Source organism: Exobacillus caeni (assembly GCF_005747095.1).
GTDB classification, from domain to species: Bacteria; Bacillota; Bacilli; order Bacillales; family Guptibacillaceae; genus Exobacillus; species Exobacillus caeni.
Map to the genome: position 1 here is coordinate 45,707 of NZ_SWLG01000009.1, position 25,347 is coordinate 71,053.

33 protein-coding genes are annotated in these 25,347 nt (G+C 42.1%); 26 read left to right on the forward strand and 7 right to left on the reverse strand.

What is annotated here, in order from left to right:
• Positions 1–73: 73 nt before the first annotated feature.
• Positions 74–622: a beta-class carbonic anhydrase gene (locus FCL54_RS13895; RefSeq protein WP_138127274.1), complete on the reverse strand. Its 549-nt coding sequence runs from the start codon at positions 620–622 to the stop codon at positions 74–76.
• A 100-nt stretch (positions 623–722) separates the two neighbouring features.
• Here FCL54_RS13895 and FCL54_RS13900 point away from each other — a divergent pair, with 100 nt between their 5' ends.
• From FCL54_RS13900 to FCL54_RS13910, 3 genes are all read left to right on the forward strand, one after another.
• Entirely contained in the window at positions 723–1,007 is a 285-nt protein-coding gene (locus tag FCL54_RS13900) for a YwdI family protein (protein WP_138127276.1), read from the forward strand.
• A 183-nt stretch (positions 1,008–1,190) separates the two neighbouring features.
• Positions 1,191–1,922 (forward strand): hypothetical protein, encoded by a 732-nt coding sequence (locus FCL54_RS13905; RefSeq protein ID WP_138127278.1) that lies wholly within the window; start codon positions 1,191–1,193, stop codon positions 1,920–1,922.
• Between the two features lie 75 nt (positions 1,923–1,997).
• On the forward strand, positions 1,998–2,282 hold the full coding sequence (locus tag FCL54_RS13910; RefSeq protein WP_138127280.1) for a hypothetical protein: 285 nt from the start codon (positions 1,998–2,000) through the stop codon (positions 2,280–2,282).
• A gap of 2 nt (positions 2,283–2,284) precedes the next feature.
• On the opposite strand, the gene FCL54_RS13915 is transcribed toward FCL54_RS13910, so the two are convergent.
• The 3 genes from FCL54_RS13915 to pxpB are packed head-to-tail and all read right to left on the reverse strand — an operon-like array spanning position 2,285 to position 4,721.
• On the reverse strand, positions 2,285–3,226 hold the full coding sequence (locus FCL54_RS13915; protein ID WP_138127282.1) for a 5-oxoprolinase subunit C family protein: 942 nt from the start codon (positions 3,224–3,226) through the stop codon (positions 2,285–2,287).
• The gene (locus FCL54_RS13920) at positions 3,223–3,993 is read right to left on the reverse strand and encodes a LamB/YcsF family protein (RefSeq protein ID WP_138127284.1); all 771 of its coding nucleotides are present in this window, start codon (positions 3,991–3,993) and stop codon (positions 3,223–3,225) included. Before FCL54_RS13920 ends, FCL54_RS13915 begins: the two co-directional genes overlap by 4 nt.
• Positions 3,990–4,721: a 5-oxoprolinase subunit PxpB gene (gene pxpB / locus FCL54_RS13925; RefSeq protein WP_171016846.1), complete on the reverse strand. Its 732-nt coding sequence runs from the start codon at positions 4,719–4,721 to the stop codon at positions 3,990–3,992. Before pxpB ends, FCL54_RS13920 begins: the two co-directional genes overlap by 4 nt.
• Positions 4,722–4,846: 125 nt before the next feature.
• Between pxpB and fliW the strand changes: the two genes are divergently transcribed.
• The 3 genes from fliW (at position 4,847) to hag (ending at position 6,579) form a co-directional block, all read left to right on the forward strand.
• Positions 4,847–5,308, forward strand: a complete 462-nt coding sequence (fliW, locus tag FCL54_RS13930; RefSeq protein ID WP_138127286.1) for a flagellar assembly protein FliW — start codon at positions 4,847–4,849, stop codon at positions 5,306–5,308.
• 6 nt (positions 5,309–5,314) lie between these two features.
• Positions 5,315–5,551 (forward strand): carbon storage regulator CsrA, encoded by a 237-nt coding sequence (csrA, locus tag FCL54_RS13935; protein WP_138127288.1) that lies wholly within the window; start codon positions 5,315–5,317, stop codon positions 5,549–5,551.
• A 131-nt stretch (positions 5,552–5,682) separates the two neighbouring features.
• Positions 5,683–6,579 (forward strand): flagellin Hag, encoded by an 897-nt coding sequence (gene hag, locus FCL54_RS13940; protein WP_138127290.1) that lies wholly within the window; start codon positions 5,683–5,685, stop codon positions 6,577–6,579.
• A gap of 385 nt (positions 6,580–6,964) precedes the next feature.
• On the opposite strand, the gene FCL54_RS13945 is transcribed toward hag, so the two are convergent.
• Complete coding sequence (locus FCL54_RS13945; protein WP_138127292.1) at positions 6,965–7,819, reverse strand: DNA endonuclease; 855 nt, start codon at positions 7,817–7,819, stop codon at positions 6,965–6,967.
• An 89-nt stretch (positions 7,820–7,908) separates the two neighbouring features.
• Between FCL54_RS13945 and flaG the strand changes: the two genes are divergently transcribed.
• From flaG to flgL, 11 genes are all read left to right on the forward strand, one after another.
• On the forward strand, positions 7,909–8,250 hold the full coding sequence (gene flaG, locus FCL54_RS13950; RefSeq protein WP_246055271.1) for a flagellar protein FlaG: 342 nt from the start codon (positions 7,909–7,911) through the stop codon (positions 8,248–8,250).
• 108 nt (positions 8,251–8,358) lie between these two features.
• On the forward strand, positions 8,359–9,831 hold the full coding sequence (gene fliD, locus FCL54_RS13955) for a flagellar filament capping protein FliD (protein WP_138127296.1): 1,473 nt from the start codon (positions 8,359–8,361) through the stop codon (positions 9,829–9,831).
• Positions 9,832–9,833: 2 nt separating this feature from the next.
• Complete coding sequence (locus FCL54_RS13960) at positions 9,834–10,217, forward strand: hypothetical protein (RefSeq protein ID WP_138127298.1); 384 nt, start codon at positions 9,834–9,836, stop codon at positions 10,215–10,217.
• 15 nt (positions 10,218–10,232) lie between these two features.
• On the forward strand, positions 10,233–10,613 hold the full coding sequence (gene fliS, locus FCL54_RS13965; RefSeq protein WP_138127300.1) for a flagellar export chaperone FliS: 381 nt from the start codon (positions 10,233–10,235) through the stop codon (positions 10,611–10,613).
• A gap of 32 nt (positions 10,614–10,645) precedes the next feature.
• Positions 10,646–11,461: a flagellar motor stator protein MotA gene (gene motA, locus FCL54_RS13970; RefSeq protein WP_138127302.1), complete on the forward strand. Its 816-nt coding sequence runs from the start codon at positions 10,646–10,648 to the stop codon at positions 11,459–11,461.
• The gene (gene motB, locus FCL54_RS13975; RefSeq protein WP_138127304.1) at positions 11,461–12,240 is read left to right on the forward strand and encodes a flagellar motor protein MotB; all 780 of its coding nucleotides are present in this window, start codon (positions 11,461–11,463) and stop codon (positions 12,238–12,240) included. The genes motA and motB overlap by 1 nt, the downstream gene beginning before the upstream one ends.
• 21 nt (positions 12,241–12,261) lie before the next feature.
• Positions 12,262–12,687 (forward strand): flagellar basal body-associated FliL family protein, encoded by a 426-nt coding sequence (locus tag FCL54_RS13980; protein ID WP_138127306.1) that lies wholly within the window; start codon positions 12,262–12,264, stop codon positions 12,685–12,687.
• A gap of 77 nt (positions 12,688–12,764) precedes the next feature.
• Positions 12,765–13,025, forward strand: a complete 261-nt coding sequence (flgM, locus tag FCL54_RS13985; protein ID WP_171016847.1) for a flagellar biosynthesis anti-sigma factor FlgM — start codon at positions 12,765–12,767, stop codon at positions 13,023–13,025.
• 17 nt (positions 13,026–13,042) lie between these two features.
• On the forward strand, positions 13,043–13,525 hold the full coding sequence (locus FCL54_RS13990; protein ID WP_138127310.1) for a flagellar protein FlgN: 483 nt from the start codon (positions 13,043–13,045) through the stop codon (positions 13,523–13,525).
• Between the two features lie 21 nt (positions 13,526–13,546).
• Positions 13,547–14,941 (forward strand): flagellar hook-associated protein FlgK, encoded by a 1,395-nt coding sequence (flgK, locus tag FCL54_RS13995; RefSeq protein ID WP_138127312.1) that lies wholly within the window; start codon positions 13,547–13,549, stop codon positions 14,939–14,941.
• A 146-nt stretch (positions 14,942–15,087) separates the two neighbouring features.
• A complete protein-coding gene (gene flgL, locus FCL54_RS14000; protein ID WP_210238528.1) occupies positions 15,088–15,990 on the forward strand; it encodes a flagellar hook-associated protein FlgL in 903 nt (300 codons plus the stop codon).
• 136 nt (positions 15,991–16,126) lie between these two features.
• Here the strand turns inward: flgL and FCL54_RS14005 are convergent, their stop codons facing one another.
• A complete protein-coding gene (locus FCL54_RS14005; protein WP_138127316.1) occupies positions 16,127–16,954 on the reverse strand; it encodes a flagellar hook-basal body protein in 828 nt (275 codons plus the stop codon).
• Between the two features lie 10 nt (positions 16,955–16,964).
• On the reverse strand, positions 16,965–17,801 hold the full coding sequence (locus FCL54_RS14010) for a flagellar hook-basal body protein (protein ID WP_138127318.1): 837 nt from the start codon (positions 17,799–17,801) through the stop codon (positions 16,965–16,967).
• A 260-nt stretch (positions 17,802–18,061) separates the two neighbouring features.
• Here FCL54_RS14010 and flgB point away from each other — a divergent pair, with 260 nt between their 5' ends.
• The 9 genes from flgB to FCL54_RS14055 are packed head-to-tail and all read left to right on the forward strand — an operon-like array spanning position 18,062 to position 25,318.
• Complete coding sequence (flgB, locus tag FCL54_RS14015; RefSeq protein ID WP_138127320.1) at positions 18,062–18,457, forward strand: flagellar basal body rod protein FlgB; 396 nt, start codon at positions 18,062–18,064, stop codon at positions 18,455–18,457.
• A 5-nt stretch (positions 18,458–18,462) separates the two neighbouring features.
• On the forward strand, positions 18,463–18,921 hold the full coding sequence (flgC, locus tag FCL54_RS14020; protein ID WP_138127321.1) for a flagellar basal body rod protein FlgC: 459 nt from the start codon (positions 18,463–18,465) through the stop codon (positions 18,919–18,921).
• Positions 18,922–18,953: 32 nt separating this feature from the next.
• Positions 18,954–19,247 carry a flagellar hook-basal body complex protein FliE gene (gene fliE / locus FCL54_RS14025; protein ID WP_138127464.1) on the forward strand — a complete coding sequence of 98 codons (294 nt, stop codon included), beginning with the start codon at positions 18,954–18,956 and terminating at the stop codon, positions 19,245–19,247.
• Positions 19,248–19,277: 30 nt separating this feature from the next.
• Entirely contained in the window at positions 19,278–20,897 is a 1,620-nt protein-coding gene (gene fliF / locus FCL54_RS14030) for a flagellar basal-body MS-ring/collar protein FliF (protein WP_138127323.1), read from the forward strand.
• A 9-nt stretch (positions 20,898–20,906) separates the two neighbouring features.
• Positions 20,907–21,920: a flagellar motor switch protein FliG gene (gene fliG, locus FCL54_RS14035; protein WP_138127325.1), complete on the forward strand. Its 1,014-nt coding sequence runs from the start codon at positions 20,907–20,909 to the stop codon at positions 21,918–21,920.
• Positions 21,913–22,710, forward strand: a complete 798-nt coding sequence (locus tag FCL54_RS14040) for a FliH/SctL family protein (RefSeq protein ID WP_171016849.1) — start codon at positions 21,913–21,915, stop codon at positions 22,708–22,710. Before fliG ends, FCL54_RS14040 begins: the two co-directional genes overlap by 8 nt.
• Positions 22,700–24,019: a flagellar protein export ATPase FliI gene (gene fliI / locus FCL54_RS14045; protein ID WP_138127328.1), complete on the forward strand. Its 1,320-nt coding sequence runs from the start codon at positions 22,700–22,702 to the stop codon at positions 24,017–24,019. The genes FCL54_RS14040 and fliI overlap by 11 nt, the downstream gene beginning before the upstream one ends.
• A 2-nt stretch (positions 24,020–24,021) precedes the next feature.
• Positions 24,022–24,480 carry a flagellar export protein FliJ gene (fliJ, locus tag FCL54_RS14050; RefSeq protein ID WP_246055276.1) on the forward strand — a complete coding sequence of 153 codons (459 nt, stop codon included), beginning with the start codon at positions 24,022–24,024 and terminating at the stop codon, positions 24,478–24,480.
• A 4-nt stretch (positions 24,481–24,484) separates the two neighbouring features.
• On the forward strand, positions 24,485–25,318 hold the full coding sequence (locus FCL54_RS14055) for a MotE family protein (protein WP_138127332.1): 834 nt from the start codon (positions 24,485–24,487) through the stop codon (positions 25,316–25,318).
• The last annotated feature ends 29 nt before the right edge of the window (positions 25,319–25,347 follow it).

Sequence of the window (25,347 nt, forward strand, 5' to 3'; positions counted from 1 at the left end):
TTTTAGGGAGAGCAGAGATGTGTTGCTTTGTGGTCTTATTAAAATATTTTCAAAAAGGTTAGGTACTTAAAAGTTAATCAGTTACTTGCTCTAGTTCGCCGTTTTCCGGGTTGATGACGAGGCCGTGGACTGTAGCGTATTTAGGTAAGAGTGGATGGTTTCTTATTCTGTCTACGCTCAGGCGGACGCCTTCGGTGACGTCTTCGGCACCTTGAAGCCAGTTTTTCAGGTCGATTCCAGCATGCTCAAGTGTGTCGACGACTTCATCTGATACTTCCTTGCGCATTTTTTCTAACACTTGATCTGGCTGGACTGCACAGCTGCCGCAGTCGTGGTGCCCGACAACCCATATTTCTTCAGCTTGAAGTTCATATACACCGACAAGAAGGCTTCTCATAATGCTTCCGAATGGATGGGAAACGAGTGCGCCAGCGTTTTTCACAATTTTGATGTCGCCATTTTTAAAGTTCATCGCCTGTGGAAGCAATTCGACAAGCCTCGTATCCATGCAAGCAAGAATGACAATATTTTTATCCGGGAATTTTGATGTTGTAAAAGCTTCGTATTCCTTATTTTCAACAAACTTCTTGTTAAAATCTAATACTTCTTGTAATCTTTCCATTGTCTTTTCGCTCCCTCATGAAATTTTGGTTAGTTTTATTTTATAATAAGAGAAGACAAGTTTAAAGAAGAGTGACCCGATTAGAAAGGAGTTCCAATAAATGAGAGAAATACCGGTTTCATCAATCGTTGAAAAAATGGCTAAGAAAATGCGACGAGTCGAGTTTAACATAGAAGAAAATGATGCAGATGTGAACGGGATTCGAGAAGATATCAGTGCCATTAAAGCGTACTGTGAAATCCTTCTGGAATCAGAAGGGGCAAAACCAAAGCCTGCTCCGTTCAAACAATCTGCTCCTGTCCAGAATCAGATGAAGCAACAGCCTTTAAAGTCTGAGCGCTTAAAAGAGGAAGATGGCAACGGAGATTCCATATTTGATTTTTAGCTAACGGCCGCGAAATGCGGTCTTTTTTTACTCAAAGAAAAATATAAATTTGCAGCTAGATGGCAAATGTATGCAACTAGCTCCTTTTTCTCCATCTATAAGCGAGTTTCCTTTAACAAGGTTACAGAAAAGAATTGACGGGAAAACATCTTAGAAGGCTAAAAAGTTAAAGGGAGGCATATCATGAGCTGGCTGCCATTTATATTTGCATTGTTTCTCGTTGTTGTCCATCTCCTTGCTCAATATATTCATGTTATCGATTCCATTTCAAAAAAACGCGTATTATCCATAGCCGGCGGTGTCTCGGTCGCATATGTTTTTATTCATATTCTGCCAGAATTTAAACATCACCAGGAAGCGATCGAACAACAGGCGGAATGGCTTTCTTTTTTAGAGCATCATGTTTATATGACCTCGATGCTTGGTTTAATCATTTTTTATGGATTGGAAAAAGCAGTGAAACATTCCAAGAAAAAATATAAAGAGGAATATGGCGAAAATAAACCGAGCCCTGGTGCTTTCTGGGTACATATGAGTTCTTTTTTCGTCTATAATGCGTTGATCGGATACCTGCTTGTTCATCGTGAAGGAGAAGGAGGCTGGGTTAATCTCCTGCTCTATTCGATCGCCATGGGCTTGCACTTTTTTGTAGTGGATTACAGTTTAAGAACACATCATAAAGACAGGTACACAAACAAAGGAAGGTGGATTTTGTCGATTGCGCTTTTAGTTGGATGGGGAGTAGGTGCGTTAACCGAAATTCCTGATCCGATGCTTGCTTTATTATTTGCCTTTTTATCCGGGGCTATTATTCTTAATGTACTGAAGGAAGAGCTTCCTGAAGAACGCCAGAGCAGTTACTGGTCATTTGCGCTGGGAGCTGCCGGCTACATGATTTTACTTATTGCAGTCTAACACGAGATGTAATTGTTGCCATAATAAAGTAAGACATTCTGGGACAACCTTGTACATAAGAAAGGAGGTCCGAGAATGCCTGAACAAACGCCATTTTTTCCAAATTACGGCGCATTTGATAGTCATTTGAAGCTCAACCATGACACATATAACGTTTATATTAACGATGAATATATAGGAAACAAAATGCTTTTCAGTCAAAATGAAACGATGGATGATATGGAAGACCATCTTCGAACAAGTGGATTTTACAACTTCCAGGCCGAACTCGAAGGCGACCATTACCGGATTCAAACACTCGATGAAGATGAATCAGATGAAATTAAATTTGAAGCAAAGCACTACTTGAGCCTGCGTTAGCGTTAATATACGCCTGCCCGAACCGCTATCTGGCTGAGTTCCTGCTCGATTTCAAGAACAGATGCCTTAGCCTCCTCAACGGTTGCTTCTTTAAAGCGAATCTTCCCGCCGGGTGGGAGCTGGGCAAGCTTTGAAATATCTGATGAGATGACAGTACCGATTCTGGTATAGCCTCCTGTTGTCTGCCGGTCTGCCATCAAAATAATCGGCTGTCCGCTTGCGGGGATCTGAATGCCCCCTAAAGGGATTGCATCTGAGTATATATCAGCATTGCTTTTATGCTCAATTTTAGGTGAATCAAGACGATAGCCCATACGGTCAGACTGCGCGGATACGGTATGGACAGAAGTAAAGAAAGTATGGATCGCTTCATCTGTAAAATAATCTTGATGGGGACCTAATACGACATGTATCTCAACTTCTTTTTTATAATCAGGAATCTCGGATGAAACAAGCCCGATTCCTGCCTTTCCTGTTGTCTCAAATCCTTCAATTCTGTCTTCCTTTTTTAAAGCCTTTCCGATTCCTGCCTTTTCATAGGTTGATTTGCTTCCCATTGTGATAGGAACATCAAATCCTCCTGCAACGGTGATATATGCTCGTATTCCTTTTTTTGGAGCTCCAAAAGAAAGCACGTCACCTTTTGCTACTTCGAATGATTTCCACATCGGTGCTGGTTCGCCGTTCAGTGTTGGAGATAAGTCAGCGCCAGTTATAGCAATTTGAAAGGTGGATTGGATTTCAAGCTCCGGCCCTTTTAAAGTGACTTCGATTCCCGCTTCGTTTCGTTCATTCCCAACTAAAAGATTGCCGACCTGAAGTGCATAAGAATCCATCGCTCCTGAGACCACAACGCCATACTGCTGATATCCCCAGCGCCCAAGATCCTGAAAACTCGAATAAACACCTGGCTTTTTCACAAAAAATAAAGGCTTATTCTTCACAGGCTGGCACCCACCTTCTGTACCGTGATGCTTTCCTCTTTAAAACGGTCTCGAAGCGCTTCAACGAACTGGAGGGCAGAAGGACTGTCACCATGCACGCATACGGTATCCACTTTTATTTCAATCTGCGAACCATCTACGGCAGTGACTTTGTTATCCTGCACCATCGACAGCACCTGTTTAATCGCCGTTTCTTCATCATGAATCACGGCATTTTCCTCGCTTCTCGGCGTTAAAGTGCCATCAGGCTGATATGTGCGGTCGGCAAATACCTCGGATGCCGATCTAATGCCGACTTCTTCTGCAGCATTGATTAGCTCACTGTTTGCAAGGCCAAAGAGAATAAGATCAGGGTCAAAGTCTTTAACAGTCCTGGCAATTGCTCTAGCGATGGAAAAATCTTTTGCGGCCATGTTGTAAAGTGCGCCATGCGCTTTCACATGCTGCATCTCTACATTTTCTACCCTGCAAAAACCATGTAGTGCTCCGATTTGATAAAGGACCATTTGATAAACTTCCTCAGGGGTTACAGTCAGCGCACGGCGTCCGAATCCCATCATGTCAGGAAATCCTGGGTGTGCTCCGATTCCAACATTGTTCTCTTTTGCCCATTTTACTGTTTTTTGCATGATACTGGGGTCGCCGGCATGGTAACCGCACGCAACATTTGCAGAAGAAACGATTTTCAGAACATCTTCATCTCGTCCGATCTTATAAGCTCCAAAGCTTTCTCCAAGATCACTGTTTAAATCGATCGTTAAGCTCATCCTTTCATCTCCTCTCGCTTTACGTGATAAGTTCCCTGTTTCACTGCTTCTTCTATTTCAGCAAATTCCTCTTCATTTATAGCTTTGAAACGCAAGTAATCACCTGGTTTATAGAGAAATGGTTGTTCATTATCTGGCTGGAACAATTTTAAAGGTGTTCGTCCGATAATGTTCCATCCGCCGGGGGATTGGAACGGATAAATTCCTGTCTGGTCACCGGCAATGCCTACAGATCCAGCTTCTACACGAGCTTTCGGATTTTCATGGCGGGGAGTCGCAATCTTTTTATCAAGTCCGCCAAGATACGGGAACCCTGGCATGAAGCCCATCATGTAGATTAGATAGTCTTTTTGGGTATGTAAGGTAATTACTTCTTCTATAGATAGGTTATTTTTGTTTGCAACAAGTGCTATATCAGGTCCATATTCGTTTCCGTAAAGAGTTGGAATTGTGACTACATATGATGGTGAGAGCTTATCCTTACTTTCCTGCTGATCGAGCATTTCTTCTAGTTGTTGTTTTAAAGTGTCATAAGAAAGGTTCCAGGGTTCATAAAAAACGGTTAATGCCTTGTATGATGGAACTGATTCGATAATTCCGGTTATTTTTTTGCCTTCAAGTCCTTTACAAATCGAGCTGATTGTCCGATTTAATAAGGGGGAAGGTTCTTCCTTGAAAAATAGCTGTATAGCTGAATCACCCAGTGGCTGGAACGAATAATTATCCAATCGATCACCTCTTTTTTAAATAGAAATATTCAGTCAACTGTGTTTATTATAAGTATAAGGAAAAAATACGATCCAACAAAACGATAGAGCTTTAATTGAAATATGTCTATTAAAGGAGAAACTTGATGAAAATACAAACAACCCGTTTTGGGGAACTTGAGATTACTGAACAAAGCTTCATTATTTTTCCCAATGGGATACCAGGCCTTGAACAAGAAAAGGAATATGTCCTATTACCCGCAGACAACAATGATGAAACGCCATTTTTCTTTATGCAGTCTGTTACAAATGAAAATTTATGTTTCTTTCTATTAGACCCATTTTCTTTCTTTCATGATTATGACGTGAAGATAGACGATGGTACTATCGAAAAGCTGGAAATCAATGAAGAAAAAGATGTGTTGGTGTTCACGATTGTTACTGCGAAGGGCTCCTTAAAAGAAGCAACAACTAACCTGAAAGCCCCAATTATAATTAACAACACGAAAAAGTTAGGAAAACAGATTGTGTTGGATAACCAGGAATACATCATCAAGCAGCCCTTGTTTTCAGCAGAAAAAAACGCTGTATCGGCTGGCGGGGAGTAGAGTATTATGTTAGTTCTTGCGAGGAAAAAAGGCGAATCGATCGTAATCAATGATGATATTGAGGTTAGGGTAGTTGCGATAGAAGGAGATACAGTGAAATTAGGAATCAGTGCACCGAAAAGCGTGGGTATACATCGGAAAGAAGTATACGAAGCGATTCAAGAGGAGAATAAATCGGCTTTAGAGATTGATTTTGATCTAACAGAGCTAAATAACTTGAGCGGCAAGGGACAGGGAAAATAACCTGTCTCTTTTTTTATGGATTTTTTAAAAAAGTACTAAACAAGTCAAAATCAAAACCGATAAAAGAAATGAAAGGAAAACCAAACGGATGTGGTTTTTCTTAAAAAACAATACATGGAGGTAGATTTTTAATGAGAATTAATCACAATCTTGCAGCATTAAACACATTTAACAGAATGTCTGCAAACCAATCATTTGCGTCGAAAAGCATGGAGCGTTTATCTTCCGGACAACGGATTAACCGAGCTTCAGATGATGCTGCGGGACTCGCTATCTCTGAAAAAATGCGTTCACAGATTCGTGGCCTGAACCAGGCGGAGCGTAACGCTCAAGACTCCATTAGTTTACTTCAAACGGCTGAAGGCGGATTAAATGAAGTCCATTCTGTGCTTCAACGTATGCGTGAACTTGCAGTTCAAAGTGCGAACGATGGAAACACAGATACGGATCGTGCTAAACTTCAAGAAGAAGTCAATGAATTGGCGAAAGAAATTACTCGTATCTCTAATGATACAGAATTCAATAACAAGAAATTGTTAAACGGCTCTCAAGACTCTACCAATACAACAAATTTCACTGCAGCTACAGGTCTTACATTCCATATCGGAGCGAACTCTGGCCAAAACATCACAACTGATATCGGTTCGTTTGATGCATTCACATTAGGGGTTGATGATGCAGGCGGTGCTGTTGCTACTGATTCAGGTGGTGCTACAGCCACTGGGGGAATCAACATTTCTACGCAAACAACTGCAGATGCGGCTATCGATACAATCACAACGGCAATCGAAACTGTTTCGACAGCTCGTTCTTCCATCGGTGCGACACAAAATCGCTTGGAACATACGATTAATAACCTCAATACTTCAGCGGAAAACTTGACTGCTGCTGAATCTCGTATCAGGGATGTGGATATGGCGAAAGAGATGATGGAGTTCACTAAGAACAACATTCTTACTCAAGCATCACAGGCAATGTTAGCTCAATCAAATCAAATGCCTCAGGGAGTACTTCAACTTCTAAGGTAACTGATTTGCAGGGCGTCTTATCTGGCAACGGATAAGAGTATAACCGGGTGAATTGCTGGGACCTCCTTAAGCTTTGTCCCCCACAACGTGATCGGAAACGATGGGCGTGAAGGGTTGAAAAGGATTAAGATCTGGACAATCAGCAGCCAAGCTCCTGCTTCGAAAGAATGGAGAAGGTTCAACGACTAGGAAACACTGTCTAAGGCAAATGCTATGACAATGAATTCCGTAGGGTGGCAAAAGCCATTCGAAGTGCCCGGCCCTCTAGAAATAATAGAGGTGAAGATATAGTCTATTCTGTATCCGAAAGGAACAGCGGCAAAGCAAGCCAACCAACAACCTCAAGGTGTATTACAGCTTCTACGTTAATTTACTCGGATGGCCTTCAAAGAAGGCCATCCTTTCTTAATTCACTTATTTTGTAAACAACAGACCAATATGTTCGATGTATTTGGGAGGCGATTTCTTTATCGGTCATTCCGAATTTTTTAAGATTAATTAGTTTAACAATTTCTTGTTCGGTATAATTTTTAAATCTTTCCGAACTTGTGGCAATTACAGAATATCCAGGATAAATTTTATTGTATTTTTGTCTTTCTTTTTCAAAGCGATATTCCCAGTTGGTTTTATAAAACATAGAAGGACAGGATGTTGTACAGGTATTAATTGCTTTAAGAAAGTTATATGTATTTAAAGTGGAAGTAAAACGTAGTATATATCCATATCCATCTTTTCTTTTGTTTACTGAAAAATTGAAATGAAAAGTTTGAAGGATAAAATCTCGAAGTAGTTGAAGTTGTTCTAAGGAGTAGTTTTGTAGGTGAAGAAAAATATGGGGAGTAAGGTAAATTCTTTTTTCTCGATGGTTAATCCTTCTGGTGATAGAAAGCGAACCATCGTCCATATAAAGAATAGACAAGAAATATGGTGATTTACAATGGTTTAACATGGTTACAGGGACCCTCTTCTTCCCGTTGCTATTATAAAAATGCGGATATAGTTCAGTAAAAAGAGGGGTAGATTTAGATCTAAGGGTTTGGCTTTTGGGTGTAAGATACAGTATAGAAGGAAAAAATGAAGCCTTCCATTCTCTGTATTCCCTTTGGTTATCTCCATAGTGTTCTCTGTAACTGTTGCTTTTTCGTCTGGAGTTAGGGTATATCTTTGTTATTTCGCCATCTCCAATTATACTTGCTACCAATATATTTTGTTGATCAGGGTTAAGACTATAAAATTCCAAGGTGCTTTCTCCTTTCTCAATATAGAACGAATGTTCTCTTATATTATATCATAACAAAGGATCTTTTTAATAAAATCTCGGAGGTTAATGTGGAAATTTCAAAAACTATAAACAATAACTTAACTTATCAAACTAAATCATCTAGCTTCGACAGAAGTGTAGAGATTCTCAAACAAGTTGATCAAAAAACAAATGAGGAAAAGCCTACCAAAGAAAAGATCGATAAAAAAATAGAATCACTTAACAACTTCCTAAATCAGTCCCAAACATCACTAAAATTCCAACTCCACGAAAAACTAAAAGAATACTACGTCCAGATTATAGATACCAACACAGAAAAAGTTATCAAAGAAATACCTCCAAAAAAGTTCCTGGACATGTATGCTGTGACCGCTGAACTTCTTGGCCTCATGGTAGACGAAAAATATTAACAAACAATTCTAACTCTCTCAGGAGGGTTATTTTTTATTCAAATCACTAAACCTTATCCAACTTTTTCCGATATAAAAGATATGATGAACGGATCGGGAGTGAAATAAATGAGGATTACAGGAATGGCTTCGGGCATGGATATTGACCAGATGGTAAAAGACCTGATGAAAGCGGAACGGATTCCAATGGATAAGCTGTTCCAAAAGAAACAGACCTTTGAATGGCAGAAGCAGGATTACCGTGACATAAACCTTTCTTTATCAAGTATCCGGAGCATGGCTTCAGAATTAAGGTTTAGCTCAGCTTTTATCAGTTACAGTACAAATTCAACAAATGAAACGGCAGTTAAAGCATCGCCAACTTCTAACACATCGCCTGGGACTCATTCGGTCGATGTCGTAAGCCTGGCTAAAACCGCTAAATTAAATTCAGGATCAGCAATTCAAAACCTTTCAGGAACAAATGCAAAATCGACAGATAAAGTGTTAGCGGCAGGAACAACAGAAACGTTTACCGTGACAAATGGGGGAGGCTTAACTTCCACAGTTACTCTTGATGACACGGATACATACGGAAGCCTTGCTACAAAAATAGCAGGTGCAGTAGATGATTCAACCGGTGAGTCGCTTGGCTTAAGAGCGAATTTTGATAGCACCACATCCCGCTTCTTTTTCTCTACAAAAGAGATGGGTGCAGACAAATCGATCACCTTTCAAAACACAACCTTTGTCCAGAATCAGGTTCTTGCAGGAAGCGCTAATACTGCCTCAGGGACAGACGGAGCAATCACCTTTGATGGTATACAAGTTACAGGGCTCAAGCAAAACACCACAACTGTTAATGGAATCAAACTAGACCTGTTACAGGAAGGGCAATCGGCCACTATAACAGTGCAAAGCGATGTCTCTATGCCATTCGATAAAATCAAAGCGTTCGTTGAAAAATACAATGAAACAATTGAAGCAGCAGAAAAGGAACTTTTAGAAAAGCGTTACCGTGATTTCCCGCCGTTAACAGACGAACAAAAGGAATCGATGAGCGAAAAGGAAATCGAGCTGTGGGAAGAAAAAGCGAAAAGTGGGATGCTGAACAATGATCCGGTAGTAAGAGGTATATTGACCGATCTTCGTCGTGCCTGGCTTGACCCGGTACAGGGGATTCCCACAGGTGAATTGAACATGTTATCCCAAATTGGAATCAATACTGGAGACTACCGTGAAGGCGGAAAGTTGTTTATCGATGAGAAGAAGCTAAAAGATGCACTACAAAACAAACCAGATGAAGTCATGAACCTCTTCACTAAAGGATCAGAAGGAATCGGCGAAAGGCTTTACTCCAGTATAAATGAAAGCATAGACAAGCTCGGGAAAAAAGCTGGAACACCGGGGACTTCACTCGTCGATAACAGTGTACTCTCAAAAAGAATCAAAGACATAGATGAAAGAATGCGAGACTGGGAAGACCGTCTTACTAGGATAGAAGATAGATACTGGCGTCAGTTCACGGCACTTGAGACAGCGATGAACCGCATGAACCAGCAGGGCATGTGGATACAACAAAACTTATTTGGTGGGATGTAAGAATGCGTACAACGTACTTAGAAAAACTGGTTGATTTTACGGTCCAGCTTAAAGAAAACCTTGATTCCATAAAAACATCGATGGACCAGAATGAACCGGAACAGCTTGAGAGTTTTGATGAACTTGTGCTTCAGAGAGAAGTGATCATTTCTAAATTAGATGAAGAAATTCAGGGCAAGGAAACAAACTGGTCTGAAGAGGAAAAAAAATTGATACAAGAGCTACAGCAAATGGAAGCTGTTATAGAGCCACGACTCAGGGAGTTATATAATTCTTTTTCAAATCAGCTTACAAAAGTTCAACTGGGAAAAGCTGCTAGCAAAAAGTATCAGCCTGCCTACGCGAACACTTACTCAGATGGGTCTTTCATCGACCAGAGAAGATAAAAGGAGGAAACATGGATGGCGCTTAAAAATCCTTATCAAACATACCAGCAGAACGCAGTGAACACCGCTTCACCACAGGAACTGACATTGATGCTATATAACGGTTGCTTGAAATTTATAAAACTCTCAAAAAAAGCGATGGAAGAAAAGAACATCGAAGAGAAAAACACTAACATTCTAAAAGCACAGGCGATCGTACAGGAATTTATCGCCACTTTAAACATGGAAATCGAAGTATCTGCAGGAATGAAGCAGCTGTATGAGTACATTTACAACCGGCTGGTCGAGGCGAACATCAAAAACGATCAGGAAATTCTAACCGAGGTAGAAGGCTACATAACAGAGTTCCGGGACACCTGGAAACAGGCGATGGAAAAATCTAAAAATCGAAAATGACAGGAAAAAAGAAAGTAAAGAGGGTGAAATGATTGGATAAAACATCTTTGTTAGGCGTATTGCTAGGGTTGATCGCACTTGTTGGGGGATTAGTTTTAAAGGGAGCAAATCCAGCAGCATTACTTAATCCGGCAGCCCTCGTTATTATATTTTTAGGAACAGCCGCAACGCTTTTAATCGCATTTCCGTTTAAAGAGATTAAAAAGTTCCCGGTACTGCTTAAAATCATTTTTTCTAATAAACAGACGGATGACGTGAAAGATTTGATTCCAAAGTTCACTGAATGGGCAGGAACAGCCAGAAGAGAAGGGCTTCTGTCCCTTGAAGACCGTCTTGAGGAAATAGAAGATCCTTTTTTAAAGAGAGGCTTCATGCTGGTAGTCGATGGCCATCCGCAAGATCTGATCCAGGAGATTCTTGAAGAAGATATCGAAGCGATGAAAGAACGCCATAAGGTTGGAGCGGGAATTTTCACCCAGGCGGGAACGTACGCACCGACACTCGGAGTATTGGGTGCGGTTATCGGCCTCGTGTCAGCGTTAAGCCATCTAGATGACATCGAACTGCTTGGAAAATCGATTGCAGCGGCGTTTATCGCTACGTTGTTCGGAATTTTTTCAGGGTATGTTCTCTGGCACCCGTTTGCCAACAAACTAAAAAGAAAATCAAATGAAGAAGCACGAATCAAATATATTATGCTCGAAGGACTTCTTGCTGTTCAGGCAGGTGCATCCCCTCGTATCGTTGAAGACAAGCTCTTGGTTTATCTTCCTGAAAAAGAGCGCGTTCTGAAACCAGTGGAAGAGAAGAAAAGCGAAGCGCCTGTTAAAGAGGAGGTTGGAGCGTAATGGGCAGGAAGAAGAGGCATGACGACCATGAAGACCATGTGGATGAATCGTGGCTGATCCCTTATGCAGATATGCTTACCCTTCTTCTTGCGCTTTTTATTGTTCTCTTTGCATCAAGCCAGGTCGATGCCAGTAAGTTTCGGGCGATTTCTAACACTTTTAATGAAGTGCTAAAGGGTGGCTCAGGCGTACTTGAACAAAGTCCATCCATTATAGAGCCGATGGAAGAACTGCCTGTATCGTTACCTGATAAGCCTGAAGAACAGGAAGTCACGAAGGAAGAAGACAGCAAGATGACAGCTGAAGAAGATATGCAGGAATTAAAGGAACTGAAGGAAAAGATCGATACCTATATCCAGGAAAAAAAGCTTGCTTCTTACTTGAAAACAGACCTGACCGGTGAGGGATTAATGATCACTATCCGAGAAGCCGCATTGTATGGAAGCGGCCAGGCCAGCTTATCGCAGGATGCGAAAAAGCTAGCCAGGGAGATCTCCCGCCTCCTTGTTACTGATCCTCCCCGCCATATTACTGTCACCGGTCATACCGATAACCAACCGATTCATAACTCTGATTTTCCTTCTAACTGGCACTTAAGCTCAGAGAGAGCACTGAATTTCATGGCAGAGTTATTAAAAAATAAAAAGCTGAACCCTAGACTGTTCAGTTTCACCGGTTATGGGGAGTTTCGCCCGATCGCATCAAACGACACTGCGGAGGGAAGGGCAAAGAATAGAAGAGTAGAGGTTTTGATCCTGCCATATGACGAGAAAAACTAGCAAGACGAATGAGGTGCAATAATGAAAGGTTTGTTTTTAAAAATAGGGTTACCGCTTTTAGTTCTATCAACGATCAGCTTTGGAATCTTATATTTTTTTGATATAGATGTTGCTAAAATTCTTAAAAAAAATGAGCACTCCGTCGATGCCCAGATCGAGCGAAGCATCAATACAGAGTTGCTTACGACGAATCTTTCGTCTGACCACTTTGCCGTTGTTCAGTTTAATATTGTTTTAGACAGCAAAAAAGCATATGAGGAAGTCGAAAAGCGTAATCCGGAAGTAAGGGCTGCAATCATTTCTTCATTAGCAAACAAGACGAAGGAAGACTTAAGAGGGGCTAAGGGCATCAAATCTTTGCAGGACAGCGTGAAGCAAAAGATAGAAAGCTTTATGACCGAAGGCAAGATCGAAAGGATTCTTGTAACTGAATTTAAAATACAATAGGTATTAACATTTAAGCGATTCAACCGATATAATAGATAGAAATACTTTTATGACCTAACAAGAAGGGAGAGGTAATCGTGAACGTGAACAAGCCTTCCGGACCTCCATATATAAACCCTTACCAGAAGCATAAACCGGTTGAGAAAGTCCAGAAAAGCAAGAGTGTTTCCAAACAGGATGAACTTCAAATTTCCAATAAAGCAAAAGAGATGTATGAAAATAAAGCAGAGACAGAACATGAAGATAGAATTAGAAAAATTAAAGAGCAGGTAGAGAACGGAACCTATGAGATCGACAGCAAAAAAATTGCCGAAAAGCTCTATCGCTTTTGGTTTTAACAGGGGGATAACGGACGATGGATTCACTAGTAAGCAACCTGCAGGAAATGATAGATGTTCATAAAAAATGGATTCAAACAGCCGAAGAAAAGCAAGAAGCGCTGATCAACAGGGACATCGACAATCTGACAAGAATCAATATAAAAGAAAAAGAGCTGGCAAGTACAGTTGAAACTCTTGAAGAAAAACGAGCAGCAATCGTTGAGGAGATAACAAAAAAATACAATCTCCAACCGAACACTACGTTGTCCCAATTGATCAATGCGATCGAAGAAGAAGGCAGGCTCCAATTTTTAATGGACGAGCTGCTTGAATGTGTCCATAACCTGAAGGCAGTTAATCAATTGAATGCTGAGATCCTAAAGGACTCTATGAATTTTATTTCGTATATTCTTGACCATTTTACAAGTTCAACAGATTCAAACATGAACTATCAGCGACCTAACCAGAGAATGAATCAAGCCGCTTCAGCCAGAGGGCTTTTCGATGCGAAAGCTTAACCAATAACAGGAAGTGATACGATGACTTCAACTTTCCATGGCCTCGAGATGGGAAAACGCAGTCTTTTTACACAACAGACCGCCATCACTACAACAGGCCAAAACATCTCAAATGCAAATACGAAAGGCTATTCACGCCAACGCGTCAATATGTCTGCAACAAATCCGATCGATTATAACTATGGCAGGCAATCCCTTACGCCGAGCCAGCTTGGAACAGGTGTGACAGTCGATTCGATTACCAGGGTTAAAGAACATTACTTAGACGACCAATTTCGTGACCGCCAATCCTCCCTTGGAGAATGGAGCGTCCAGCAGGATACACTCAGCCAGCTGGAGGAAATAACGAATGAGCCCGGAGAAAACGGATTGAGTGGTGCTTTCAACCGGTTCTGGACGGCTTGGGACCAGCTTGCGAATGACCCGGAAAGCGCCGGGGCGAGGGAAGAGGTAGTTTCTAAAGCAACAGATCTTATTTCACAGGCGCAAGAAATTGGCCATTCAATGGATTCGCTTAAGAAAACCCTTGATACCCAGAAAGATCTTCTCTTAAAAGAAGCGGCCGGTTACTTGAAGGAAATCGATGTCCTAAATAAGGAAATCAGCAAGTCGCCGAATTCGAACGACTTAAAAGACCGCAGAGACACGTTGATCGATAATCTATCAGCCATGATGGATGTAGAGGTGTCAGGCAATCAAAACGGAACACTGGTCCTCAGCAACAACGGAGTAGCTTTGCCAATGAGCGGCAAACCGGATGACTTTAACGGAATGGCGATCACCGGCGGAAAGATCACAGGAATAGCAGAAGCGAAGGATGACCTGCAAGCATACCAGGATGAATTGAATACGATGTTCTATCGACTCGCCAATGGCCACCAGTTTACAGATGAAGCTGGGAATCCTGTTACTGTTAAAGGGCTGAATGAACTACATAAAGCCGGATACCTGCTGGACGGCAGCCAGAGCGGAGAAGACTTTTTTAAAATGGATAGCACAGCAACTGAAACGAACGTTCTAGAAAGTCTTAGCTTAAATTCAACCCTGGCTAACAACGCTACATTGATCGCAGCTTCTTCCAAAGCAAACACAATAGGAAACGGTGATATTGCAAAGCAAATGAACGCTTTAAAAGATAGCGACTATGATTCCAGCGGTGTTTCGTTTCAAGAAAAGCACAACGCATTAGTAACAGGGCTTGGGAGTAAATCGCAGTCAGCCGCACGGATGGCTGAAAATGACCGGGTTGTACTGCAATCGATCGAGAATCATCGCCAGTCGATCAGCGGCGTTTCACTTGATGAAGAAATGGCAAACTTAATTCAATTCCAGCATGCATACAACGCTGCAGCAAGATTCATCACGACAACAGACGAATTGTTAGACACTGTCATTAACCGTATGGGAGCAAGGTAGGTTTTGCTCCTTTTTAACACTTTAAAAAGGTTAAATTTGTAGCAAGGAGTTACTCGACGTTAAAGGCTAAAGTATAAGTGCAACTAACGCCTCTGTTTTAGCCGAACTGATCCCCGATAGGCGAGTTTTCTTTACTGGAGGAAATGATGATGAGAGTTACACAGCAAATGCTTCATAACAATACATTGAACCAGCTGAACCGCAATCTTTCGCGTTTGAACGAAGCACAGGAGCAGGTATCAACAGGAAGAAGTATCAACCGTCCTTCCGATAATCCTGCCGGAACAAACCTGGCTCTTAAGCTTAGAAGCGAGCTCGCTGCAAACGAACAGTACCAGCAAAACGCAGATTCTGCTTTATCCTGGATGGAGATGACAGACGGGGCGATGAATCAGGCGTCAAATGTCCTGCATCGTGCAAACGAACTGGCGACTCAAGCTGCTAATGGCACTTTATCAGACCAGGACCGTGAAGCGATCTCGAAAGAAGTAGATGAGTTGCGAGAGCAGCTCATCGATGTAAGCAATACTAAGTTTCGTGGAAAGTACATTTTTAATGGTGAAAAAACCGATCAGATTCCTTTTCCGACGAAGGGTGTTTCTAATGCTGAAATCAGTGAGTTGGATAACACATCGCTTCAAACCCAGGTCTCTGGAGCAGCAGCAATCGAATATAGCCTGAGTGCAAAGGAAGTATTCATCGGCAACAATGGTGGAGAAAATGTGTTCAATGTGTTAGAGACACTTTCTGCAAACCTAAAAAATAATGACCAGAGTGCAATCAGTGATTCACTTAAAAAAGTGGAAGCATCTGTTGACCAGGTATTAAACGCATGGACCTCTCTTGGTGCAAGGCAGGAACGGATGGAAGCTGCAAGCAGCCGTCTAAAAGATGCGAACACGAACCTTCAGTCTCTCCAATCGAAGACAGAGGATGCAGATATAGCTGAAGCTGTTATGAAGTTAAAACAGGAAGAAGCCGTTTACCAAGCGAGCTTATCCGCTACTGCAAGGATAATTCAGCCAAGCTTGATGGATTTCCTAAGATAATATGAAAGAGGGCTGACTCAAAAGCAAAGTGTCAGGCACCTCCAACACTTTATCTAAATGAACTTGTACCAATGTTCATCTAGATACTGTGCTAAACGGAGAGAGCCAGACACTTATGAGTCAGCCCTTTAAATTATTATCCTCTTATTGAATTCGCCAGACCCATCATGTCGTCGGCTATTTTAATCGAACGGCCCTGAAATTGAAGCAACCGCTGAGTGCTGATCAGTTCAGTCATTTCTTTTGTTAAATCAACATTTGATCCTTCGAGCATCCCCTGCTTGATGCGAACACCAACAGTGTTATTGCTTCTCAGATCAATAGCCTGAACGTTAGGGTTTTGTCCATTGACAGGTTGGCCATCACGAACCTGAAACCCGTTTCCTCCGACCGCTTCAAGTTCCTGTGCATTTTCGATTTGTACGAGTCCAATTTGAAAGGAAGAAGGCTGGTTGCCAGGATAAATAACGTTTACTGTTCCCTGTTCACTAACTTCAATCCGGTCAAACCCGCTCTCAAACTGAATCGGGTTTCCGTCGGTATCAACGATCGATTTTCCATCGGCGGTCACGAGTCTCAGGTTGTTCCCTTCCGTAAGCAGCTGGAAGTTTCCATCCCTCGTATAAACATCGTTATTATCGCTATCTTTCGTACGGAACCAGACTCCATCACCCTCGATCATAAAATCAAGTTCCCGGTTTGTGGCCTGTGCCGAACCCTGTTCAAACCGAAGATTGGTAAGCCCGAGTTTAGCCCCATGCCCGACTCGGATTCCCTCAGGTGTTATTCTCCCTGTTTCATCGTTTGTTTTATTGTTTATGTTTTGCGTCAATACATCCTGAAAGGTTGCCTCACGGCGTTTATAGCCTGAAGTATTTACATTCGCAACATTATGAGAAAGAATATCTAGTTTCTTTTGCAATTCTCTCATGGTTGTTGAGGCAGAAATCATCTGGATATTCATTTAAATCCCCCTAATATACCTTACCGACATCGTTTGCCGTTTTTTCCATACTGCGGTCATATGCCTGAAGCACTTTTTGATTGGCTTCAAACAAACGGTAAGTGCTGATCATATCGGTCATCGTCTGTGATACATCCACATTCGAACCTTCCAGCATCCCTTGCTTCAATTCGAACTGCCCGTTTAAAAAGTTAACAGTTCTTGCAATACGTGGTTCAGTGTCTTTATCTCCCTCCCAAAGGAAAAGGCCGTGCCCTTCCTTTGTCAGCTTATCTGGTTCGCCTGTATAGCCGATCCAAACTCTAGCGCCGCTGGCATCAGAGCCCTGGATAGCCCCGTTTGCTAAAAGAGAAAAATTCTCTGAGTCAGGCCTGATAGGTTGAAGATTTTCACCAAGAATCCTATACCCTTCACTTGTCGCAAGGTATCCTTCAGAATCGATTGAAAAGTTTCCGTTTCTTGTATATCGGATATCTCCATTAGGAAGTTGAGCTGCAAATAATAGAGTTCCTTTTCGATTAGTATCAGGGTCGATGGGCAGGTTCTCATCCAGAATTGCAATGTCAGTACCTTTTCCTGTATCAATCAGGGCCCCCTGTGTAAATTGCGGAATTCCTTCTTGTATGTAAACACCGTTATTCAAGCTTCCAACCGCAGGGTCTGCAGGAGTGTGGTCAGCCTTGTTCCCCTGCATTCTTTGAATCAAGTATTCTGGAAAAGCACGGTAGATGCTGCTGTCCTGTTTATAACCGGGTGTAGACGCATTTGATAGATTGTTTGTTAAGTGCTGTTGTCTTCGTTCGCTTGCCATCATTCCAGATGTGGCTGTATATAATCCTCGAAACATCTTTTACCTCCTGGGTCTTTAGTCCCCTTTACAACAATTTAACACTTCTCTTAAGTCCTTATTATACGTGTTGAAAGCCGATAAAATAAGGGAAAAAAGTAGTTTTTTAGGGAAAATATCACATTTACTAAAAAAAATTCCAATGATATGCTAAAAAAAGCGAAAATACTGTCGAATAACTATAGGTTTATCTCTATAATAGTATTATAAAGGGAATTTTGGGAATTGGTAGATTATTTTGTCAAAAAAGGAGGAGAAAGATGAAGGTATTTTCGACGTTCCAGCCGCTTGAGCAAGCTATAAATGCCTCAAGTTTGCGCCAGAAGACGATTACGTCAAATATTGCAAACGTGGATACTCCTAATTATAAAGCAAAAAAAGTGAGTTTTCAGGAAGAATTGGAAAATGTAACAAATTCTTTTAAAAGTTTTAAAACAAATCCAAAGCATGTCGCATTTAGTACGGAATCGCCCTCAACTGGACATCTTAAGGTGGAAACAAACAAGAATACTTTACATAAATCAAACGGAAACAATGTGGATATGGATTATGAGATGGCTGAGCTTGCCAAAAACCAACTGTGGTATAACGCGTTGATCGACCGTACGAACGGAAAGTTTAATAATTTAAAGATGGTATTAAACGAGGGGAGATAAATTGAATGAAATTGTTCAATGGATTTAATGTGAGTGCTTCCGCATTAACCGCTAACCGATTCCGGATGGATGTTGTCTCCTCCAATATTGCGAATGCAGATACAACGAGAGCAAAACAGGTAAATGGAGAATGGGTTCCTTATAGAAGAAAGGTTGTCGAATTATCAGAGAATAAGATGGCATCTTCTTTTAAGGAGCAATTGAATGGGGCGGTTGCGGGCCGCGACAGCAGTACGAGCGGGGTAAAGGTTACGAAGGTGAAAGAAGACGAAACGCCGTTTAAGCTTGTCTTTGATCCTACTCATCCTGATGCGGATCAATTCGGTTATGTGAGATTGCCGAATGTCGATATGGTCAAAGAAATGGTCGATCTCATGTCCGCCACAAGATCATACGAAGCGAATGTTACAGCCTTAAATGCCACAAAAAGCATGTATATGAAAGCTCTTGAAATCGGAAAGTAGTTTACTAGTTTTTTAGGGGGAAACAGATGGTTATGATCAACAAAGTCCAGCAATCCTTATTGCCTGGACAAACCAAAGATATAAGTAATGTTCAGAATAACGCTTCAGCAAATTTCGGAGATATGCTGAAAAATGCGATAAACCAGGTGAACGATACACAAAAAGAGTCCGATCTCATGACAAATAAACTCGTTACCGGTGAAGTGCAGGATGTCCATCAGGTGATGATAGCTGCCCAAAAAGCCTCGATCGCACTTAATATGACAGTACAGGTTCGAAATAAAGTCATCGAATCATACCAGGAAATTATGAGAATGCAAATGTAATCAACGAAATAAGCTGGGATGGAATTAACTATGAAAGAACAAATGCTGACATTTAAAGACCGATCACTGGAATGGTGGAACAGCTATTCCCGCAAAGCAAAATGGACGATGGCAGGGACCTTCCTTATTACCTTGCTTTTACTTATATTCCTCGTCTACTGGATTTCTAAACCTAATTATGTAGAAATTTATACAGAACTTTCTGCAGCTGAGGCAGGCGAGATTAAAAGTGCTATTGAATCCCGGGGAATAGCTGCAGAGATTTCTTCTGATGGAACTACGATCAGTGTTCCTGAAGAAGAAGCGGCAGGCCTCAAAGTAAGTCTTGCTTCAGAAGGCATACCGAGAAGCGGAAATGTTAACTACAGCATTTTCAGTGAAAATATGGGACTCGGGATGACGGATAAGCATTTTGATGTGGTTGAGCGAGATGCCATGCAAAACGAAATCCGGTACTTGATTGAACAAATCGACGGAATCGACAAAGCGAAGGTGATGATCACCCTTCCAAAGGAAAATGTCTGGATCACGGATGAAGAACAGGTGGCAACAGCCTCGGTTGTGTTGACGACAAAGCCTGGTTTTCAGCTGAGCCAATCACAGGTTAACGGCCTTTATCATCTGGTCAGTAAAAGTGTTCCAAACCTTCCGACTGAAGAAATCGTGATCATGGACCAGAACGGTCTGTCCTATGAGTATGGCGATAAAGGAACAAACACTGCTTTATCCACCCATGAAGAACAGCGGCAGATCCGAAAAGACATTGAACAGGATATCCAGCGCCAGCTTCAACAAATGCTTGGGGTTATCCTGGGCCAGAACAAAGTGGTCGTTTCTGTTATAGCAAGTGTTGACTTTACTAAAGAAAAGCGCGAAGAAAACCTTGTTCAACCAGTAGATGAGGAGACGAAAGAGGGCATCGCAGTCAGCGTAGAAAAGATAATGGAATCGTATACAGGAAAAGATGGCCAGGCCCAGGGGGAAGCAGGAACCGGTGAAGGGGAGATTCCTACCTACGAAGGTGTAACGGCTAACGGAGATAACGGGGATTTCGAGAAGGTGGAAGACCGTGTTAATTATGAAATTAATCGGATACATAAAGAGATTGTCGAAAGTCCTTATGTAATCGATGACCTGACGATCAATGTTGGCGTGGAGCCGCCGGTACCGGATGATATCGCAAGCTTAACTCCTGTGCATATTGATGAAATAGAAACAATACTTAAAAACGTAGTTCGGACAACGCTGAGTGAAAGTGATGTACCGCTTGAAGAAGCTAGCCTGGAGCAGCGGATATCTGTATTTGCTAACGAATTCAAAGGAAGGGCAGACGCTCCAGCAAGTGAGACAGGCTTCCTATCCGTATTACCTGGAAATTGGATTTATTATGCTATAGGGGCAGCAGCTGTGCTGGTTGGACTTATCGTTACAGGATTCATGCTGTTAAGAAGACGACGAAATGATGAAGAGTTTATTGAATATGAGGAAACAGCGTTAAATGAATCAGTCGTAACGGAAGATCCGTTGCCGAAGAAGAAAGCAAAAATAGAGCCGGTTATACCGGAAGAAATGGAAGAAATTGAAGAGCTGGCAAAATCAGATCCAGAAGGGTTCGTTAAATTACTGAGATTATGGATGAAAGAAGAGTAGGGGATTGCAATGGAAGAAAAGGTAAAAAAATTTAATGGGATGCAGAAGGCTGCTGTGTTGTTGACCTCGTTAGGACCGGATGCTTCGGTGCAGGCCTTTAAGCTAATGAGCGAAAGAGAGATCGATAAATTGACCCTTGAAATCGCAGAGCTAAAAAAGGTTGAGAAAGAAGACAGGGATAGCGTTCTTGAAGAGTTTCACCAGATGATGCTTGCAAAGGATTATATGTCTACCGGAGGAATCGATTATGCTGCCGGGATACTCGAAAAAGCGCTTGGTGGAAAGAAGTCAAAAGAAGTGATGGACAGGTTGAAATCAACGCTCAAAGTAAAGCCGTTTGCATTCGCGCAAAAGTCAAATCCAGAGCAAATTTTAAACGTGTTGCAGCAGGAGCATCCGCAGACCATTGCCCTTGTACTCTCTTATCTTGATGCATCCCAATCATCAAAGATCCTGTCTCAGCTTCCGCAGGAACAACAGGCAGACATCGCTCGAAGGATCGCTCTAATGGACAGTACTTCCCCGGAAGTGATCGCCCAGTTAGAACAAATTATAGAAGATAAATTAAATGCATCAGGAAGCCGAGATTATAACGCCACAGGCGGTGTCGAATCTATTGTACAGGTTCTAAGCGGTGTAGATAGGACCACAGAGCGCACGATCTTAAGTGCCCTTGAAGAAAACGATCCTAAACTTGCAGAGGAAATTAAAAATCGTATGTTCGTGTTTGAAGACATCGTTACGCTTGATGACCGTGCGATCCGCCAGGTTATCAGTGAGGTAGAAGATGAAGACCTCGCTGTTGCGCTTAAGGTTGCAAGTGATGATGTAAGAGACGTCATCTTTAGAAACATGTCATCTCGCAGAGTGGAAACGTTGCAAGAAGACATCGAGCACATGGGGCCTATTCGCCTTCGTGAAGTGGAAGAAGCCCAATCACGGATCGTCATGGTTATCCGCCAGCTTGAGGAAAAGGGAGATATAGTGATTGCCCGGGGCGGAGAGGATGAGGTCGTTGTCTAACGTCATAAGAAGTTCCAATCGGCAAACCCCGGTAATAAACAAAGTGTTATCGCCCAAAGCAGTGAGTTTAAAAAAACCATCTGTTATTCCATCGACCAGAAAGTTAAACCTTCAGGAACAGCGGAAAAGGCTAGTGAAAATGCATGAACGCCTTGAAGCGGTTTATGAGCAGACGATGGAACAAATAAAACAAGAGCAGGAACAGGCCAGAGTAAAATTGTCAGAGTGGCAGCAAGAAAAGGAACAAGAAATTCAGGAACATGCCCAACAGGTGGCCGAACAGGCTTACAGCGAAGGTTACGAAACAGGCGTCAGTCAAGGGCTTCAATCGATCAATCAAGAAATGGCCCAGCAACGAGAAGAATTACAGGCAGTTTTAGAAGAGGGTTACAGAGAACGTGACCTGATTATCCAGGATGCAGAGCCGTTTCTGCTCTCGCTAAGCACAAAGATTGCCAGTAAAGTTTTACAGGACGAAATTGCATTTTCACCTGAAAAGTTACGAGCGTTGATAAAAAGTACATTGAAACAAATCAGTGATAGAGAGAATATCACCATACAAATCGCTGCCGATGATTATCCCGCCATTGTTCCATATCTAGAGGAACTTGAGAAATACGTCGATTCGAGCGCAGAGTTAAAAATTATACCGATTCATGATTTTACGAAAGGATCCTGCCTTATCCATACCGGTAGTGGTTCCTATGATGTTTCGATCGATAACCAGCTGGCCGAAATCAAGAAACAGCTTCTTGCTTATTTTGAGGAGAATCATAGTGATGAATCTTAATGCCGAAGATTATTTTTCAGCAGTCGAAGAAGCAGAATCTATTAAAAAATACGGGAAAGTTACGCAAGTGATCGGCCTTACGATTGAATCAACAGGTCCTAACGTAAAAGTCGGCGAGCTATGCAAGTTGTATCCGAAGCATAATGCCGTACCGATCGAAGCGGAAGTGGTTGGCTTTAAAGAAAACAAGGTGATATTGATGCCCTTAAATGATGTTTCATCGATTGGGCCCGGATGTCTTGTTGTCGCGACTGGAAAGCCGATGGATATAAAGGTCGGCTCTTCTATCCTCGGTAAAATTTTGGATGGAAGGGGCAATTGCCTGGATGATAGCCCTCTGCCAAAAGGATTGCGAAATTTCTCAACAAACAATCAGCCTCCGAACCCAATGACAAGACCGAGGATCGAAAAGCCTCTTGAGGTGGGAGTTCGGGCGATCGATGGATTACTGACGGTAGGGCAGGGCCAGAGGATAGGCATCTTTGCTGGAAGTGGAGTTGGAAAAAGCACGCTCATGGGAATGATCGCACGCAACACGGAAGCTGACATCAATGTGATCGCGTTGATCGGAGAGCGTGGGAGAGAAGTAAGAGACTTTATCGAAAGAGATCTTGGCCCGGAAGGTCTGGAAAAGTCAGTCGTAGTCGTGGCAACATCAGACCAGCCGGCGCTCCAGAGAATTAAAGGGGCTTTAACGGCAACGAGTATTGCGGAATATTTTCGTGACCAGGGAAAGAACGTCATGCTGATGATGGATTCTGTAACACGGTTTGCGATGGCCCAGCGTGAAGTCGGCCTTGCGATCGGGGAGCCTCCTACGAGCAAAGGATATACACCCAGCGTGTTCGCGCTACTTCCTAAATTGTTAGAGCGATCGGGCACATCTCACAAAGGGTCGATCACGGCATTTTATACTGTTCTCGTAGACGGGGATGATATGAACGAGCCGATCGCAGATGCGGTGCGGGGGATTTTAGACGGACACATCGTGTTAGACCGGAAGTTAGCACAAAAAGGGCAGTATCCAGCGATTAATGTTTCGCAAAGCGTGAGCAGGGTGATGAAGGAGATCGTTTCAGAAAATCACCAAAAAGCGGCCGATGAGTTTAAGCGGCATCTGTCAGTCTACCATTCTTCAGAAGACCTAATAAATATCGGGGCGTATAAGAACGGTTCTAATAAAGAAATCGATGCAGCAATTCAACAATATCCTTTTATTCAGCGTTATCTAAAACAGGATGTCTATGAAACTCCGAGCATAGAGGAGAGTATCGACACGTTACTTTCCTTGTTAAGAAAGGATGAATAACAATCGCAGCTTTTCAATTTCAGTTTCAAAGGTTACTCGAGTTAAAAGAAAATGAAAAAGGGCAAGCACAGGTTGAAATGGCAGAGGCAGTCAAGAAGCAAGAAGAAATGGAGAAAAACGTTTTAAAGGCACAACAAAAATTATCTGTATTGCATAACGAGCTTGCAGCGGTGCAATTAAAAGGAATCAGCATTTTTGAGCTCCGCCGTTTGGAGGGGCATATTGAAACACTCAAAGAGAAGTTAGTTACAGAACAAAGAAAGTTACATAACAGCAGCCTTCAGGTGGATCAAAAGCAAGCGGAACTGGTAACGAAAGTAAAAGAAACGAAAACATGGATAACAATACGAGATCAGCAAAAACAAACCTTTATTGAAGAACAGAGCAAAAAAGAGCAGATCGAGATGGACGAGCTTACCAGCGTCCGCATGTTTTATCAGGCAACAGGTTCAAAGGGGTGAAACGATGAGAAAAAAGGAACGAACATCCTTCCGGGAGATTGCTGTCCATTACTTCCTGATCCCTGTATTTTTCACCTTACTATTATCCGGAATCATCCTATCTTTTATAGGGTACGATGTGAAAGCAATCAGTGAGAACGTTCCCTTTATCTCAGGCGTTTTTTCCGCAGACGAAACAAAGGCTGAAAGCGAAGAAAGCGAAAACAACAGGGCAAGACTTAACGAACAGGAAAGACAGCTGAGGCTTAACGAGCAAAAGTTAGATGAAAAAGACCGAATGATCTCTGGCTTAAAAGAAGAAAATGAAAAGCTGAAAAAAAGCCTGGAAGAAAAGCGGCAAACGGAAGAGGAACGGTTTCAAAAGCTTAAGGAACTTGCTGAGCTTTATGCTGACATGACACCGACAAAATCCGCTGCCATAGTAGAAAACTTAACCCTTACTGAAGCAGCGATGATTATAGACCAGATGGAGAGCAACCAAAAATCCGCAATCCTCTCAAGGGTCAATCCAGCGTTTGCAGCAAACGTTACAGTTGCGATGAAAGAGCTTGAAAAAGCGGAAAATCCTGAGATTGATGCACTTCAACAACGTATCGATGTTTATATGAAATCTCTTGTCCCAGAGGAACAAAATCTATCCGTGGCAAAGCTGGCCAAAACGATCGATAAAATCCCTGATGATCAAGCTGCTTCCATATTAGAAGCGATGGCCCAATCGGAAACAGAAAAAGAGTTAGCTATGAAAGTACTAAACGAACTCGGCGAAAGTAAGCAAAACACTTTATTGAGTGAGATTGATGAAAAAGTAGCAGAACAACTGAAAGATGGACTAAAGTAACCAACACCAGTTAATTTTTTGAAAGGAGG

Coding starts and splice junctions, on each gene's coding strand:
- FCL54_RS13895 (WP_138127274.1), bottom strand. CDS start 622: ATGGAAAGATTACAAGAAGTATTAGATTTTAACAAGAAGTTTGTTGAA.
- FCL54_RS13900 (WP_138127276.1), top strand. CDS start 723: ATGAGAGAAATACCGGTTTCATCAATCGTTGAAAAAATGGCTAAGAAA.
- FCL54_RS13905 (WP_138127278.1), top strand. CDS start 1,191: ATGAGCTGGCTGCCATTTATATTTGCATTGTTTCTCGTTGTTGTCCAT.
- FCL54_RS13910 (WP_138127280.1), top strand. CDS start 1,998: ATGCCTGAACAAACGCCATTTTTTCCAAATTACGGCGCATTTGATAGT.
- FCL54_RS13920 (WP_138127284.1), bottom strand. CDS start 3,993: ATGAGCTTAACGATCGATTTAAACAGTGATCTTGGAGAAAGCTTTGGA.
- fliW (WP_138127286.1), top strand. CDS start 4,847: ATGAAAATACAAACAACCCGTTTTGGGGAACTTGAGATTACTGAACAA.
- csrA (WP_138127288.1), top strand. CDS start 5,315: ATGTTAGTTCTTGCGAGGAAAAAAGGCGAATCGATCGTAATCAATGAT.
- hag (WP_138127290.1), top strand. CDS start 5,683: ATGAGAATTAATCACAATCTTGCAGCATTAAACACATTTAACAGAATG.
- fliD (WP_138127296.1), top strand. CDS start 8,359: ATGAGGATTACAGGAATGGCTTCGGGCATGGATATTGACCAGATGGTA.
- FCL54_RS13960 (WP_138127298.1), top strand. CDS start 9,834: ATGCGTACAACGTACTTAGAAAAACTGGTTGATTTTACGGTCCAGCTT.
- fliS (WP_138127300.1), top strand. CDS start 10,233: ATGGCGCTTAAAAATCCTTATCAAACATACCAGCAGAACGCAGTGAAC.
- motB (WP_138127304.1), top strand. CDS start 11,461: ATGGGCAGGAAGAAGAGGCATGACGACCATGAAGACCATGTGGATGAA.
- FCL54_RS13980 (WP_138127306.1), top strand. CDS start 12,262: ATGAAAGGTTTGTTTTTAAAAATAGGGTTACCGCTTTTAGTTCTATCA.
- FCL54_RS13990 (WP_138127310.1), top strand. CDS start 13,043: ATGGATTCACTAGTAAGCAACCTGCAGGAAATGATAGATGTTCATAAA.
- flgK (WP_138127312.1), top strand. CDS start 13,547: ATGACTTCAACTTTCCATGGCCTCGAGATGGGAAAACGCAGTCTTTTT.
- flgL (WP_210238528.1), top strand. CDS start 15,088: ATGATGAGAGTTACACAGCAAATGCTTCATAACAATACATTGAACCAG.
- FCL54_RS14005 (WP_138127316.1), bottom strand. CDS start 16,954: ATGAATATCCAGATGATTTCTGCCTCAACAACCATGAGAGAATTGCAA.
- FCL54_RS14010 (WP_138127318.1), bottom strand. CDS start 17,801: ATGTTTCGAGGATTATATACAGCCACATCTGGAATGATGGCAAGCGAA.
- flgB (WP_138127320.1), top strand. CDS start 18,062: ATGAAGGTATTTTCGACGTTCCAGCCGCTTGAGCAAGCTATAAATGCC.
- flgC (WP_138127321.1), top strand. CDS start 18,463: ATGAAATTGTTCAATGGATTTAATGTGAGTGCTTCCGCATTAACCGCT.
- fliE (WP_138127464.1), top strand. CDS start 18,954: ATGATCAACAAAGTCCAGCAATCCTTATTGCCTGGACAAACCAAAGAT.
- fliF (WP_138127323.1), top strand. CDS start 19,278: ATGAAAGAACAAATGCTGACATTTAAAGACCGATCACTGGAATGGTGG.
- fliG (WP_138127325.1), top strand. CDS start 20,907: ATGGAAGAAAAGGTAAAAAAATTTAATGGGATGCAGAAGGCTGCTGTG.
- fliI (WP_138127328.1), top strand. CDS start 22,700: ATGAATCTTAATGCCGAAGATTATTTTTCAGCAGTCGAAGAAGCAGAA.
- FCL54_RS14055 (WP_138127332.1), top strand. CDS start 24,485: ATGAGAAAAAAGGAACGAACATCCTTCCGGGAGATTGCTGTCCATTAC.